This is a genomic window from Streptomyces sp. NPDC127100, assembly GCF_042724095.1.
Classification (GTDB): Bacteria; Actinomycetota; Actinomycetes; order Streptomycetales; family Streptomycetaceae; genus Streptomyces.
Map to the genome: position 1 here is coordinate 1 of NZ_JBHXFL010000037.1, position 13790 is coordinate 13790.

A 13790-nucleotide genomic window follows, 5' to 3' on the forward strand; every position below is an offset into this window, starting at 1 on the left:
ACCTCGGCGTCGCCTCCGGCAACGGCAAGGGCCAGATCTTCGTCAAGGGCGAGGTCATCAAGACCGTCCCCGAGTCCAGGATCGTGGAGACCCTCGTCGAAGAGGCCATGAAGCTCGCCGAGCAGATGGAGAAGGACGGCGCGTCGGGGGAGCCGGCCGTCACCGTGAACTGAACAGCACGGACCGAAGGGGGCTTGAGCGTGACGATTCTGGAGAGCATCCGCGGACCACGCGACCTGAGAGCGCTGCCCAAGGCGCAACTCGGCGAACTGTCGAACGAGATACGTGATTTCCTGGTGCACGCGGTCGCCCGTACCGGCGGACACCTCGGACCCAATCTCGGCGTGGTGGAACTCACCGTCGCCCTGCACCGGGTCTTCGAGTCACCGGCCGACCGCATCCTGTGGGACACCGGCCACCAGAGCTACGTGCACAAGCTCCTGACCGGCCGTCAGGACTTCTCCAAGCTGCGCGGCAAGGGCGGGCTCTCCGGCTATCCCTCGCGCGAGGAGTCCGAGCACGACGTCATCGAGAACAGCCACGCCTCCACGGCGCTCGGCTGGGCCGACGGCCTCGCCAAGGCCCGCCAGGTACGGGGGGAGCGGGGCCACGTCGTCGCCGTCACCGGCGACGGCGCGCTCACCGGCGGCATGGCCTGGGAGGCGCTGAACAACATCGCGGCCGCCAAGGACCGGCCGCTGATCATCGTCGTCAATGACAACGAACGCTCGTACGCGCCGACCATCGGCGGCCTCGCCGACCACCTGGCGACGCTGCGCACGACCGACGGCTACGAGCGGGTGCTGGCCTGGGGCAAGGAGGCGCTCCAGCGCACACCCGTGGTCGGCGACACCCTGTACGAGGCACTGCACGGCGCCAAGAAGGGCTTCAAGGACGCCTTCGCGCCGCAGGGACTCTTCGAGGACCTCGGACTGAAGTACCTCGGCCCGATCGACGGGCACGACATCGGCGCCGTCGAGTCGGCGCTGCGCCGCGCGAAGCGCTTCCACGGCCCGGTGCTGGTGCACTGCCTCACCGAGAAGGGCCGCGGCTACGAGCCCGCCCTGCGCGACGAGGCGGACCACTTCCACACGGTCGGTGTGATGGACCCGCTGACCTGCGCACCGCTCAGCCCCTCGGACGGGCCGTCCTGGACCGCCGTGTTCGGCGAGGAGATGGCGCGGATCGGTGAGGAGCGCGACGACGTCGTGGCCATCACCGCGGCCATGCTGCACCCGGTCGGGCTGGGGCCCTTCGCCGAGCGGTTCCCCGACCGGGTCTGGGACGTCGGCATCGCCGAGCAGCACGCGGCCGTGTCCGCCGCCGGACTCGCGACGGGCGGACTCCACCCGGTCGTCGCCGTCTACGCCACCTTCCTCAACCGCGCCTTCGACCAGCTCCTGATGGACGTGGCCCTGCACCGCTGCGGCGTCACCTTCGTGCTGGACCGGGCGGGCGTCACCGGTGTCGACGGCGCCTCGCACAACGGGATGTGGGACCTGTCCGTGCTCCAGGTCGTCCCGGGCCTGCGCATCGCCGCGCCGCGCGACGCCGAACAGCTGCGCGCCCAGCTGCGCGAGGCGGTCGCCGTCGACGACGCACCGACGCTGCTGCGCTTCCCGAAGGAGTCCGTCGGGCCCGCCCTCACGGCCGTGGACCGGGTCGGCGGCATGGACGTCCTGCACGCCGCCGGCCGGCCCGAGGTGCTGCTGGTCGCCGTCGGTGTGATGGCGCCCGTGTGCCTGCGGGCCGCCGAGCTGCTGGAGGGCCGCGGCATCGGCTGCACCGTCGTCGACCCGCGCTGGGTCAAGCCCGTCGATCCGGCGCTGCCGCCCCTGGCCGCCCGGCACCGCATGGTGGCCGTCGTCGAGGACAACAGCCGTGCCGCCGGCGTCGGCTCCGCGGTGGCGCTGGCCCTCGGCGACGCCGAAGTCGACGTGCCCGTACGGCGGTTCGGCATTCCGGACCAGTTCCTCGCGCACGCCAAGCGCGCCGAGGTGCTCGCCGACATCGGTCTCACCCCGGTCGAGATCGCCGGCCGGATCAGCGCGAGCCTGGCCGCGAGGGAAGCGGCCGGGGACGAGGGAACCGTCAAGTCTGGGCAAGGAGAGAGCTGAATGACCAAGGAGTTCGATCTCGGCGCGCTGCTGGCCGAGCGTGGCGCCGAGCGGTACGAGCTGCACGCGAAGCACCTCAACCACCAGTTGCCGCGCATGCTGCGCACCATCGGCTTCGACAAGGTCTACGAGCGGGCCGAGGGCGCGCACTTCTGGGACACGGACGGCAACGACTACCTGGACATGCTGGCCGGGTTCGCCGTCATGGGCCTGGGCCGTCACCACCCCGTCGTCCGCAAGGCGCTGCACGACGTCCTCGACGCCTCGCTGGCCGACCTGACCCGCTTCGACTGTCCGCCGCTGCCCGGACTGCTGGCCGAGCGGCTGCTCTCCTACAGCCCCCACCTGGACCGCGTCTTCTTCGGCAACAGCGGCACGGAGGCCGTGGAGACCGCGCTGAAGTTCGCCCGGTACGCGACCGGCCGGCAGAGGATCCTGTACTGCTCGCACGCCTTCCACGGGCTGACCACCGGCTCGCTGTCGGTGAACGGCGAGGCCTGCTTCCGGGACGGCTTCGCACCGCTGCTTCCCGACACCGCCGTACCGCTCGGCGACCTGGACGCCCTGGCCCGCGAGCTGGGCCGGGGCGACGTGGCCGCACTGATCGTCGAGCCCATCCAGGGCAAGGGCGTCCACGAGGCCCCGCCCGGCTACCTGCGCGCCGCACAGGAGCTGCTGCACCGGCACAAGGCGCTGCTCATCGCCGACGAGGTGCAGACCGGACTGGGGCGGACCGGCGCGTTCTACGCCTACCAGCACGAGGAGGGCGTCGAGCCCGACCTGGTGTGCGTCGCGAAGGCGCTGTCCGGCGGGTACGTGCCGGTGGGGGCCACGCTGGGCAAGGACTGGATCTTCCAGAAGGTGTACTCCTCGATGGACCGGGTGCAGGTCCACTCGGCGAGCTTCGGCTCCAACGCGCAGGCCATGGCCGCCGGGCTCGCGGTGCTGTCGGTGATGGAGAACGAGGAGATCGTGGCGAACGCCGCCGCCGTGGGTGAGCGGCTCAAGTCCCGCCTGACGGAGCTGGTGGACCGCTACGAGCTGCTCGCCGACGTCCGGGGCCGGGGGCTGATGATCGGCATCGAGTTCGGCCGGCCGAAGTCGCTGCGGCTGCGCAGCCGCTGGACGATGCTGCAGGCCGCGCGGAAGGGGCTCTTCGCCCAGATGGTGGTGGTGCCGCTGCTGCAACGCCATCGGATTCTGACGCAGGTGTCCGGCGATCATCTCGAGGTGATCAAGCTGATCCCGCCGCTGGTCATCGACGCGTCGGACGCGGACCGGTTCGTCGACGCCTTCACCGACGTGATGGAGGACGCCCACCACGGCGGGCTGATGTGGGACTTCGGGAAGACTCTGGTCAGGCAGGCGGTGGCGAACCGCTAGCCGGCGGGGGCCGGCCGTCCCTTTGCCTGTGAGGCAACAGAATTGCCTTGCAGGCAAAACTGGGGCTGAATAGAGACATGACCTCCTCGAACGACCCGTCGGGGGAGCCGGCGGACGCCGTGTCCTCCGTGGTCGCCCCGCAGCTGCGCGCCCTGCGGCGCCGTGCTGCTCTCACCCTGGAGGCGGCGGCCCGCGCCGCGGGGCTGTCGCCCGCGCACCTCTCCCGGCTGGAGACCGGGCAGCGTCAGCCCTCGCTGCCGATGCTGCTCTCGCTCGCCCGTATTTATGGTACGACCGTCTCGGAGCTGCTCGGCGAGACGGCCGCGGACCGGGACGCCGTCGTGCGGGCCGGGGACATGGAGCCGACCGCCGCGGGCGGCTGGACGTACTGGCAGGCCGGCGGTTCCGGCCGCGGGATGCAGGCGCTGCGCGTCCGTGTGCCGCACGGCTCCCAGGGCGACATCGTGCGCGTGCACCCCGGCGAGGAGTGGCTCCACGTCCTGCGGGGCCGGCTGCGGCTGCGCCTCGGGGACGCCGTTCACCTGCTCGGCCCGGGCGACAGCGCCCACTTCGACTCCCTGACCCCGCACCGGATCGCCGCCCAGGACGCCGACGGGCTCGAGCTCCTCTTCGTCCACACCCTGCTGCAGAGCCCCACGGCGGCGCTGTGCCTGGGGCCCGTCACCACACCGACCCGTCACACCGCAGGAGAGATGCCATGAGCACGATCCAGGACAAGCTCCCGCGCGCCCTGTGGGTGCGACTCCTCATCTACATCGCCCTCGGGCACGTCGTCGCGGGCTTCCTCTTCCTGCTCTTCGAGGTCGGCGCCAAGTAGCCGGCCGGCACCGTGAGCGGGTGGCTCAGTCCACCATCCGCTCGCGCAGCCGCTCCCGGATCTCCGGGGTGACGCCCAGCCCCTTCTCCAGGTAGGCGTCGACCCCGCCCCAGGTCGCCTCGACGGTCTCGAAGGCCGCGGACAGGTATTCGGCGCGCGCGTCGAACAGGGGGCTGAGCAGCTCCATGACCTCGGGGGAGTAGGCCGAGGCAGCGGATCCGCTGCGGCGCACCTTGTAGCGGCGGTGCGTCGCGTTCGACTTCAGGTAGTCCTCCACGATGGCGTCGCGCCGCACGCCCAGGGCGAGCAGGGTGATCGCGATCGACAGGCCCGCGCGGTCCTTGCCGGCCGCGCAGTGCATCAGCGCGGGGACGCTGTCCTCCGCGAGCGCGTGCAGCACCCGGGAGTGCTCCGCGGTGCGCTCCTTGATGATCGTGCGGTAGGAGGCGATCATCCGGTTCACCGCCCGGCCGTCCGCCAGGATCTCGCGGAGCTGGTCGAGGTCGCCGTCGCGGACCATCCTCCAGAACTCGGCGCCGTCGGCCGGGTCGCTCAGCGGCAGGTTCACATTGCGCACGCCCGGCAGCTCGACGTCGGGTCCCTCGAGCCTGTGGTCGGCGGCGTTGCGGAAGTCGAAGATCGTGTGCAGCCCCAGTGAGGCGAGGAACGCGGCGTCCTCCCCGGTGGCGTGCGCGAGGTGGCCGCTGCGGAACAGCACGCCCTGACGCACACGGCGCCCGTCCTCGGTCGGCAGTCCGCCCACGTCCCGGAAGTTGCGCACGCCGGCCAGCTCGGGTTCGGTCGACGGGACCTGCTGCGTCACGGGGGCTCCTCCCACTCCGCCCCGCCGGCACTGCTCGCCGACGGGCGCCCAGCCGACGATACGGCATCCCTTGCCTGCGGCAACGGGCTGTTCGCGGGGCAGCCGGCAGGTCCGAACAAGGGGCATCCGGGGCTTCTGTCCGAATTAGCCTTTTACTCCGAACTCGTAGGCAAATAAGGGGTGCTGGGGCATCTCCCGTGAGCAGCGTCATAACGGTGACCGTGCGTGGCTCGTCATGTCCACGTAATGTGCGTGCGTTTCAAGCCTCTTCACGAAGAGGGGCGCTCACGGAATCGACGGAGTGTGACCGCCCGTCCCCGCAAAGGATCAAGCGAAACACCCGTCCGCGGAATCACTCGCTTGTCCGTTCGCATCCCGGTCGCTTACGTTCACCACCGATCCGGACGGACGCCTAATCCTGCCGCCGACCGGAGCCCGCATCCATCCACCACCCGTACACGGCAGGAGCGGGGGACCCACAGGTACAACGCCTGTTCCGGTTCCCGGAACGGCTCGGGGTAAAGCCGCGTCACGACGCGGCCGGGCATCTCCAGCCCGCACCCGACAGCTCACCTCGCAGGCGCCGGAGAGGAATTCGCCATGCCCGCGAAGGGTAAGCACCGCCGTACCAAGGCCCAGCGCCTCACCCGCACCATCGCCGTCGCCGGAACCGGTGGCGCCGCGCTCGCGCTCCCGCTGATGGGTGCCGCCGCCGCCAACGCCGCTCCCGCGCACTCCGTCGCCGGACAGTCCGTCCAGTCCGTCGCGGCCGGTGCGCAGAAGTCGGCCGACAAGGGCTCGGCCTCGCACACCTACGTCGTCAAGAACGGCGACTACCTGTCGAAGATCGCCAACGAGCAGCACGTCGACGGCGGCTGGAAGAAGCTGTACGCGGACAACCGCGAGGCCGTCGGCTCCGACCCGTCGCTCATCCACCCGGGCCTCAAGCTGTCGATCGGCCAGAAGGCCGCGGCCGGCTCCGCCAAGTCCTCCCCGGCTCCGGAGAAGGCCGCCGAGAAGCCGGCCAAGGCCGAGAAGTCCGCCGAGAAGTCGGACACCGCGAAGACCTCCGCCTCGAAGTCCTCGGGCACGAGCACCCAGTCCGCCGGCACCACCAGCGGGTACACCGCCCCCGTGGCCGGCGCCGGCGTCGGCACCCCGTACCACCAGTCCGGCAGCATGTGGTCCAGCGGCTACCACACCGGCACCGACTTCGTCGTCCCGACCGGCACTTCCCTGAAGGCCGTCGGCGCGGGCACCGTCGTCTCCGCCGGCCCGGGCGGCGCGTACGGCAACCAGGTCGTCATCAAGCTCGCCGACGGCTACTACGCCCAGTACGCCCACCTGTCCTCGATCTCCGTCTCCGCCGGTCAGTCCGTGACCGTCGGCCAGCAGATCGGTCTCTCCGGTGCCACCGGCAACGTGACCGGACCGCACCTGCACTTCGAGATCCGCACCACGCCGGACTACGGCTCCGACGTCGACCCGGTCGCCTACCTGCGTTCGCACGGCGTCTCCCTCTGACGACGTCCTCCGCGCAGTCCCGCGCCACCGAAGGCCGGACCCCGATCCCCGGGTCCGGCCTTCGGTGCGTCCGTCACCGGGCCCCGCTTATTCCTGAGTTGGCGAACACTTTAGGAGTGGCCTTTCTCACCGCCCGTCAACCCCTTCCTACGGTCGCGTAGGTCACATTCCACGGTGAATCATGGACCGACGTGGCAGACGATTCGAAGAGTGACAGCAGAGCAGTGATCGGGTCGTACGTGGCGGTGGGGGACAGCTTCACCGAGGGCGTCGGCGACCGCGGGCCCGACGGGTCGTTCGTCGGCTGGGCCGACCGGTTCGCCGTACTGCTCGCCGACCGGCGCCCCGAGGGCGACTTCACGTACACGAACCTGGCCGTACGCGGCAGGCTGCTCGACCAGATCGTGGCGGAGCAGGTACCCCGGGCCGTCGAACTCGCACCGGACCTGGTCTCTTTCTGTGCCGGCGGCAACGACATCATCCGGCCCGGCACCGACCCGGACGAGGTGGCCGAACGGTTCGAGCGGGCCGTGGCCGCGCTGGCCGCCACGGCCGGCACGGTGCTGGTGACCACCGGCTTCGACACCCGGGGGATACCCGTCCTCAAGCACCTGCGCGGCAAGATCGCCACCTACAACGGGCATGTGCGGGCGATCGCCGACCGCTACGGCTGCCCGGTGCTCGACCTGTGGTCGCTGCGCAGCGTCCAGGACCGCAGGGCCTGGGACAGCGACCGGCTGCACCTGTCGGCCGAGGGGCACACCCGCGTGGCGCTGCGCGCCGGCCAGGTCCTCGGCCTGGCCGTCCCGGCCGACCCGGACCAGCCCTGGCCGCCCCTGCCGCCGCGCGGCACCCTCGACATCCGGCGGGACGACGTGCACTGGGCGCGGGAGTACCTGGTGCCGTGGATCGGGCGCCGGCTGCGCGGCCGGTCCTCGGGGGACCACGTGATCGCCAAGGGGACGCTGACGGCGGACGACATCAAGCTGCGGATCGCCTCGGTGGCGTGAGGGTGGGGCCCCGGTGGCGTCGGCGGGAGGCCCCGCCGCCCCGCGGAAGTCGCCCGGCGGCTCCGGCTCGGCCCTTCGCCCCCGCGGGAGGGGCCGGTCGGCCAAGCGGACCCACCGGGGCACGCGCTCAGCGCCGGGGGGTGGTCAACGCCTCCCGTTCGAGGCCGAGTTCCCGGGCGAGTGCCCCGTCCACCCACTCCAGCGCACGGGCCCGGGACACCGCGCCCGTGTACGACGTCAGCTGCACGGCCAGCCCGTCCAGCAGCGCCGTCAGCCGCAGGGCGGCGCCGTCGGGGTCCGGGCAGGGGAACTCCCCGGCGGCCACACCCTCCGCGATGACCTCGGCGATGGCCGCCTTCCACTGCCGGTCCAGCTCCCGCGCCACCTCCCGCAGCGCGGGCTCTCGCAGCGAGACCGCCCAGCCCTCGATCCACAGCCGCCATCCCTTGGCCTGGCCGGTCGGGGCGTACCACCGCACGGCCGCGCGCAGCCGGCGCAGCGCCGACGTGCGGCGGCCGAGCAGCTTGCGCAGGCGGGTCAGGTCCTCCTCGGCGGCGCGGGTGAACGCGGCGGCGACCAGCTTCTCCTTCGTCGAGAAGTGATACAGCACCAGCGCGCTGCTCACCCCGAGTGCCGCGGCCACGTCGGCGATCCGCAACGCCGCCACGCCCCGCGCCGATATCTGCTCGATGGCCGCGCGCAGCAGCTCCTCGCGCCGCTCCGCCACACTCAACCGGACTCTCGCCACGCCCGTCACCCTATACAGGCGCCCGCACGTGCCACGACGGCCACCTGCGGCCCCGCCGGCTCAGTCCGCCGTGGCGGTGGCCGCGCCCGTGCGCCCCGCGCCGGGCAGGTCGCAGGAGTCCTTGAAGCCCTGGCTGGTGAGGCCGAGTGCGGCGTTGATGCGGGACCGCAGGTTCTCGACGGCGACCATGGCCGTCAGCTCCACGAACGCCGGCTCGCCCAGCCGGGTCCGCAGCCGCTCGGCGAGATCGTCGTCGACGGCGGGCGGTGTCGCCGTCACCGCCTCGGCGTACTCCATGACGTCGCGTTCCAGCGGCGTGTAGGCGTCGCTCTCCCGCCAGAGCGGCACGTCGTGGAGCTTGCGGCGGTCCATGCCGCGCCCGGCGCTCTCCCAGTATCCGAAGTCCATGCACCAGGAGCAGCCGATCGAGGCCGCCGAGGCCATCACCGCGAGCGCCTTCAGATCGGCGTCCAGCCTGTTCCAGCGGGCCACGGACTGCTCGAACCGAAGGTCGCTCCAGAGGACGCGCGGGTTGTGCGCGAGGGCCTTGCCCGGGTCGAGGACCTTGCCGTAGGTGCGCCGGGAGTACCACTCCATGACGCGGAAGAAGAAGGTGCGGGGCGGGGTGAGGGATACGCGGGCCATGGGGGGCCACCTTCCTGTCCGTCGGTCGTGCCGATCCGTTCCCGGCGCTCCGTGGGGAGCGCCCTCACCGGTACGACGAGTGGAGGGAACCCGGATGTGACATCCGTCGTTCGACGTGACGTCGGACAGGACGACAATGAGAGCCTGACCCACTCCACCAGGAGGTACCGTGGCCGCCCCCCGTTCCCCCCGTACCGGGCTCCGCGTGCCGCGGCCCGCCGCCTTCGGCGTCGACCCGGGCGGTGAGCGCATGGCGCGTATCCGCAGATCCCCGCACTTCCGCGACGGAGTGTTCCAGAACCCCGGCGGCCCCGCCCGGACCCGCCCCTCCGGTTCGGCCCGCGCATTCGCCCGCGTCTACTTCGACCGGGAGTCGCGGCTCGGCCGTGCCCCGCAGGGCACGGTTCCGGTGCACGCCACCACGCTCGCCGACCTCGCCCGGCCGTCCGCCACCGGGCTGCGGCTGACCTGGACGGGGCACTCCAGCGTGCTCGCCGAGATCGACGGACAGCGGGTGCTCTTCGACCCCGTCTGGGGCGAGCGCTGCTCCCCCTTCCCCTTCGCCGGCCCCAAGCGGCTGCACCCGGCCCCGGTGCCCCTGGCGTCCCTGGGTCCGGTCGACGTCGTGGTGATCTCCCACGACCACTACGACCATCTGGATCTGCCCACGATCAAGGCGCTGGCCGGCACGGACACCCTGTTCGCCGTGCCGCTCGGCGTCGGCGCCCACCTCGAACACTGGGGCGTGCCCGCCGGCCGCCTGCGGGAGCTGGACTGGCACGAGTCGACGCGCGTCGGCGGCCTCACCCTGACCGCCACCCCGGCCCGCCACTTCTGCGGACGCGGGCTGCGCAACACCCAGCACACCCTCTGGGCGTCCTGGGTCGTCGCCGGTGAGGAGCACCGCGTCTACCACAGCGGGGACACCGGCTACTTCGACGGCTTCCGGGACATCGGCGCCGCCCACGGCCCCTTCGACGCCACGATGATCCAGATCGGGGCGTACGCCGAGTTCTGGCCGGACATCCACATGACGCCCGAGGAGGGCATACGCGCCCACCTGGACCTCCAGGGAGGCGCTCCGGGCGGGGCGCTGCTGCCGATCCACTGGGGGACCTTCAACCTGGCCCCGCACGCCTGGGCCGAGCCGGGGGAGTGGACGAAGGACGCGGCCGAGGAGGCCGGCCAGGCGGTGGCGCTCCCGCGGCCGGGCGAGCCGTTCGAGCCGGCGGGGAAGCTGCCGGTGGAGCCGTGGTGGCGGGCGGTCTCCGGCCCGATCGCGCACCCGTGGCGGCGTCCGCGGGGCGCTCAGGGGGCGGCCGAGACGAGCAGGGGTGATCTCGACCTCGCTGGTGATCGGTGACGTCGATCGGGGACGAGCTGGGCGAGATGGTCCAGATGTTGAAGCGTCTTCCGGCTGAGGTGCTGGATCGTTTGCTGTTGGACTTTGGTCTCACCGTGGAGTGGAAGTTCTCCGTCCGTGCCGAGCACCTTTTGCGCGGCACGTGTCCTGTGCCGCCCGAGATGGCTGTCCGGGCCGCCCCACAGGAGTCTCTGGCCCTCACCTTCCTGCGCGGGCGCCGCCGTATCGGTGTCCTTGACGGGCAGAAGGGCGCCCGGCTCCGGACGACCGGTGGGGGCCTGGCCATGCCAATTGATCGCGAGCATAGGCGATCTGTGAGGAGCCCAGTGCACCCGCTGGCGGACCACCGGCACAAACGCGTTCGGGTGGTTCGGCGCCCCCGCTCAGCTCCAGCGTCCTACCCGCACAGGAGTTCTGCTGCATGACCTGTTCTCGCTCGTCGGCTTCCTCGCACTTGCTGCGGTCTGCAGTCACCGTTCAGCCATGCCCGTAGGGACGACTCGTGCGGCGGCAGTAGATCGAGTCCCAATGCCGTGGTCGCAGTGTGGAGTTCTTGATCCGGCGACACGATCGTCAGCAGTTCGCCGATTTCCTGAGTCGTCTGCGCACGGTCCCCCGGATCGGTTCCACCGACTTACTCGTCGAGGGCCTCTTCGCGGGAAGTGAGGGGGAGCCCGGCCGAACCCCGCGTCGCCGAACCCGCCTCATCGCGCGTCCACGGGTTCCTCGGCTGCGTCACGGGCTCCGTACGGACGTGCCCCGCCTGTCGGCGGTGCCGGGGTAGGGCATGCGCACGCATTCGGGCGACGGGTGCGCGACGGCGCTGCGACGAGAAACGACGATCCGGCCAGTTCGCGGCTTGTTCCAGGCTGAGTACGGCTACTCAGACTTCTTGATGCCGGATACGGGTGGGGCCGGTGGTGACGGCACGTTAGCGTTCACTTCGTCCACACACCATTGCCGGTGAACGGGGGCCGTTCGGCCGGTGGTGGGTCCAGGAAGTCGGGGAGGGGCCACGCATGGCGTGGGAAGAGTGGGAGCGGCTCAAGGCCGCGGCGGCTGAGCGTCAGCCCGCGCACATGCGGCTCAACCAGTTGCCGGCCGACCAGGGAGGAACGGGCGGCGGCGGTACCTATGGTCCTCCGTCGGGCAGATTGCGGTCGGACAAAGCCGCGTGGTCCAGGGCGGGGGAGGGGCTCGGCGAGGTGCAGACCAACCTCGGCAAGGCGTTGACGAAGCTGGGGGATTCCCAGACCGGTCTCGACGAGGGTTCCGCGTTTCTGACCGCCGCGGCGCAGAAGGGGGTCTTCGACTCGTGGGAGCGCCGGGTGAAGGACCTCGACGAGTGGTGCGAGGGTCTCGCCGGTGTTCTGGAGAAGACGGGGAACGACCAGCTGAGGACGGACCAGGCGATCGAGGCCGAGATCGCCGCGCTGAGTGTCGGTTCCAAGGACGCGTCCGCCGACCACGGCAAGGGCCGGTGATCGGTCGTGGACATCAAGACCCTCAAGGCGCTCAAGCCGGCCGAGTACGCGGAAGCCGCGGACGGATACCGCGCGGTGAGCGATACAGCCGACGCGTCCAGGGAGCGCATCGGCAAGCAGATCACCAAGGCCATGGACGCGGCCAACGAGGGAAAGGCCGCTGAAGCGGCGCAGAAGCAGCTGAAGAAGCTCGCGGAGAACCTTCACTACACCCAGGTCGAGTGCGGCCTGGTCAGCGGGTCGCTCAACGGCTTCTCCGCCGAGATCGCCTCACCTCGGCGCCGCCTGATCGAGGCGTTGGACGATGCGGCGGCTCTGGGATACCCGGTCAGCCCGGCTGGAGACGTCACCTTTCCTGCAGGCGGCGAGAACGAGGCAACCGGAGGCGAGGTCCCGGGCGGCACGGCCGTCGGCAACAACGGCATGCTGAGTCCCGACAACAGAGCCCTGTACAGCCCTGGCCCCAACGGACTGTATTCGCCCGATGCGAGAACCAGCGGCATCGACATCCACCACGGCAACCCGCACTTCGCGAAGGCCCAGGACATAGCCGACCGCATAGCCCACGCCCTGCGGGAAGCCACGGAGATCGACGAGCGGTACAGCGAGGCGCTCGGCAAGCTCAAGGCGGCGCCAGGGCTGAACGTCAACACGAAGACGTGGGCGGACGTGGCCTACGACGTAGACGCTGTCAGTTCGGCCGCGCGCGATTATCTACAGGACACCGTCCCTCTCGACAAGACCCCCGCCGACCGAAAAGAGTGGTGGGACACCCTCACCGACGAACAGCGCGAAGAATACAAGATCGCATTCCCTGAGACCATCGGAAGCCTGGACGGGATTCCGGCCGCGGTGCGTGATGAAGTGAACCGCGAGAATCTGCATGTACTCATCGCCAAACTCGAAGGGCAGCACGACGAAACTTCCAAGGCGAAACTGGAGGGCATGAAAGGGATTCAGGAGAAGCTGGCCAGCCCCAGTCAGCCACCCATGTTGTTGCTCGGCATCGGGGACGAAGGAAATGGTCGTGCGATCGTAAGCTACGGGAACCCGGACACTTCAAGGAACGTATCCGCTTACGCTCCGGGACTAGGGACAGCGCTTGACGGCGACTTCGCGGACGACACGGTCCGGCGAGCATTTCAGACCGCAAAAGGGGCATACAAGTACGACCACTCCACCGCTTCCATCGTCTGGTTGGGTTATGACGCTCCCGGTTTCACCGAAGTGACGTCCACAACTCTCGCCGACAGGGGCGCTCCCGCATACCGAAGCTTCATGGAAGGCATACAGGCCACCAACGAGAACGCCGATCCGCATGTCACGGCCATTGGCCATTCCTATGGCTCACTCTTGGTGGGAACGGCGGCAAGAGAGGAGGGCGGTATACCCGGAGTCGACGACATCGTACTCCTGGGCAGCCCCGGCACCGGTGCGCAGACCGCCGACGAACTCAACGTCGGGAAAGGTCACGTATTCGCCGCATCGGCCGGAAATGATCCAGTTTCCTGGCTTCCGGCCCCCAGTAGCCTTATCGGCCCCGCACCTGCCATTGTCAACGCACTGGACGGCGAACGCTGGTTCGGCAGGGACCCCGTCAGCGAGAGTTTTGGCGCCACGCGCATACAATCGGGCGACGGTCCACTGCCTCTTTGGCTCTCCGGTGAGGGCCCGACTCCGGCCCACTCGGGGTACTTCGATTCCGAGAGAAATCCGTCCGCTGCAAACAATATCGCCAAGATTGTCTCCGGAAGAGCAGATCTAGTCACGACAGAAGAGTCACGATGAAAAGGTTTCCCATCGGAGTGATCGGAATTTCACTCGCACTCCTCACCGTCATCGGTTGCGGCGGTGA

Annotated in this window: 12 protein-coding genes, 1 pseudogene and 1 riboswitch; of the genes and pseudogenes, 10 read left to right on the forward strand and 3 right to left on the reverse strand. The window is 70.3% G+C overall.

The annotated features are described in order from the left end of the window. From ACFWJB_RS26950 to ACFWJB_RS26970, 5 genes and pseudogenes are all read left to right on the forward strand, one after another. Positions 1-173 (forward strand): annotated as a pseudogene (locus ACFWJB_RS26950) (4-hydroxy-3-methylbut-2-en-1-yl diphosphate synthase); the annotation flags it as partial. Positions 174-200: 27 nt separating this feature from the next. Beyond that, positions 201-2117 (forward strand): 1-deoxy-D-xylulose-5-phosphate synthase, encoded by a 1917-nt coding sequence (dxs, locus tag ACFWJB_RS26955; protein ID WP_386925364.1) that lies wholly within the window; start codon positions 201-203, stop codon positions 2115-2117. Then, entirely contained in the window at positions 2118-3500 is a 1383-nt protein-coding gene (locus ACFWJB_RS26960; protein ID WP_385460113.1) for an aspartate aminotransferase family protein, read from the forward strand. It begins immediately after the preceding gene. Between the two features lie 77 nt (positions 3501-3577). After that, positions 3578-4222 (forward strand): helix-turn-helix domain-containing protein, encoded by a 645-nt coding sequence (locus tag ACFWJB_RS26965; RefSeq protein WP_385460115.1) that lies wholly within the window; start codon positions 3578-3580, stop codon positions 4220-4222. Further along, the gene (locus tag ACFWJB_RS26970) at positions 4219-4338 is read left to right on the forward strand and encodes a DUF6126 family protein (RefSeq protein ID WP_189231612.1); all 120 of its coding nucleotides are present in this window, start codon (positions 4219-4221) and stop codon (positions 4336-4338) included. The genes ACFWJB_RS26965 and ACFWJB_RS26970 overlap by 4 nt, the downstream gene beginning before the upstream one ends. Positions 4339-4363: 25 nt before the next feature. On the opposite strand, the gene ACFWJB_RS26975 is transcribed toward ACFWJB_RS26970, so the two are convergent. After that, entirely contained in the window at positions 4364-5161 is a 798-nt protein-coding gene (locus ACFWJB_RS26975; RefSeq protein WP_385460117.1) for a tyrosine-protein phosphatase, read from the reverse strand. A gap of 439 nt (positions 5162-5600) precedes the next feature. Then, positions 5601-5757, forward strand: a riboswitch (cyclic di-AMP (ydaO/yuaA leader). Positions 5758-5761: 4 nt separating this feature from the next. Between ACFWJB_RS26975 and ACFWJB_RS26980 the strand changes: the two genes are divergently transcribed. Both ACFWJB_RS26980 and ACFWJB_RS26985 read left to right on the forward strand, forming a co-directional pair. Then, a complete protein-coding gene (locus ACFWJB_RS26980) occupies positions 5762-6685 on the forward strand; it encodes a peptidoglycan DD-metalloendopeptidase family protein (protein WP_385460119.1) in 924 nt (307 codons plus the stop codon). A 224-nt stretch (positions 6686-6909) separates the two neighbouring features. After that, on the forward strand, positions 6910-7695 hold the full coding sequence (locus tag ACFWJB_RS26985) for an SGNH/GDSL hydrolase family protein (protein WP_385460224.1): 786 nt from the start codon (positions 6910-6912) through the stop codon (positions 7693-7695). 127 nt (positions 7696-7822) lie between these two features. On the opposite strand, the gene ACFWJB_RS26990 is transcribed toward ACFWJB_RS26985, so the two are convergent. After that, complete coding sequence (locus ACFWJB_RS26990) at positions 7823-8443, reverse strand: TetR/AcrR family transcriptional regulator (protein ID WP_385460121.1); 621 nt, start codon at positions 8441-8443, stop codon at positions 7823-7825. A gap of 60 nt (positions 8444-8503) precedes the next feature. Further along, positions 8504-9088 carry a carboxymuconolactone decarboxylase family protein gene (locus ACFWJB_RS26995; RefSeq protein ID WP_385460123.1) on the reverse strand — a complete coding sequence of 195 codons (585 nt, stop codon included), beginning with the start codon at positions 9086-9088 and terminating at the stop codon, positions 8504-8506. Positions 9089-9257: 169 nt separating this feature from the next. Between ACFWJB_RS26995 and ACFWJB_RS27000 the strand changes: the two genes are divergently transcribed. The 3 genes from ACFWJB_RS27000 (at position 9258) to ACFWJB_RS27010 (ending at position 13723) form a co-directional block, all read left to right on the forward strand. Beyond that, on the forward strand, positions 9258-10451 hold the full coding sequence (locus tag ACFWJB_RS27000) for an MBL fold metallo-hydrolase (protein WP_386925368.1): 1194 nt from the start codon (positions 9258-9260) through the stop codon (positions 10449-10451). Between the two features lie 1019 nt (positions 10452-11470). Next, the gene (locus tag ACFWJB_RS27005; RefSeq protein ID WP_386925370.1) at positions 11471-11935 is read left to right on the forward strand and encodes a hypothetical protein; all 465 of its coding nucleotides are present in this window, start codon (positions 11471-11473) and stop codon (positions 11933-11935) included. 6 nt (positions 11936-11941) lie between these two features. Beyond that, positions 11942-13723: an alpha/beta hydrolase gene (locus ACFWJB_RS27010; protein WP_386925372.1), complete on the forward strand. Its 1782-nt coding sequence runs from the start codon at positions 11942-11944 to the stop codon at positions 13721-13723. Positions 13724-13790: the final 67 nt, after the last annotated feature.

Bases quoted from the DNA above. Each gene is read 5' to 3' on its own strand.
- ACFWJB_RS26995 (WP_385460123.1), bottom strand. From the start codon at position 9,088: ATGGCCCGCGTATCCCTCACCCCGCCCCGCACCTTCTTCTTCCGCGTC.
- ACFWJB_RS26965 (WP_385460115.1), top strand. From the start codon at position 3,578: ATGACCTCCTCGAACGACCCGTCGGGGGAGCCGGCGGACGCCGTGTCC.
- ACFWJB_RS26970 (WP_189231612.1), top strand. From the start codon at position 4,219: ATGAGCACGATCCAGGACAAGCTCCCGCGCGCCCTGTGGGTGCGACTC.
- ACFWJB_RS26980 (WP_385460119.1), top strand. From the start codon at position 5,762: ATGCCCGCGAAGGGTAAGCACCGCCGTACCAAGGCCCAGCGCCTCACC.
- ACFWJB_RS27005 (WP_386925370.1), top strand. From the start codon at position 11,471: ATGGCGTGGGAAGAGTGGGAGCGGCTCAAGGCCGCGGCGGCTGAGCGT.
- ACFWJB_RS26960 (WP_385460113.1), top strand. From the start codon at position 2,118: ATGACCAAGGAGTTCGATCTCGGCGCGCTGCTGGCCGAGCGTGGCGCC.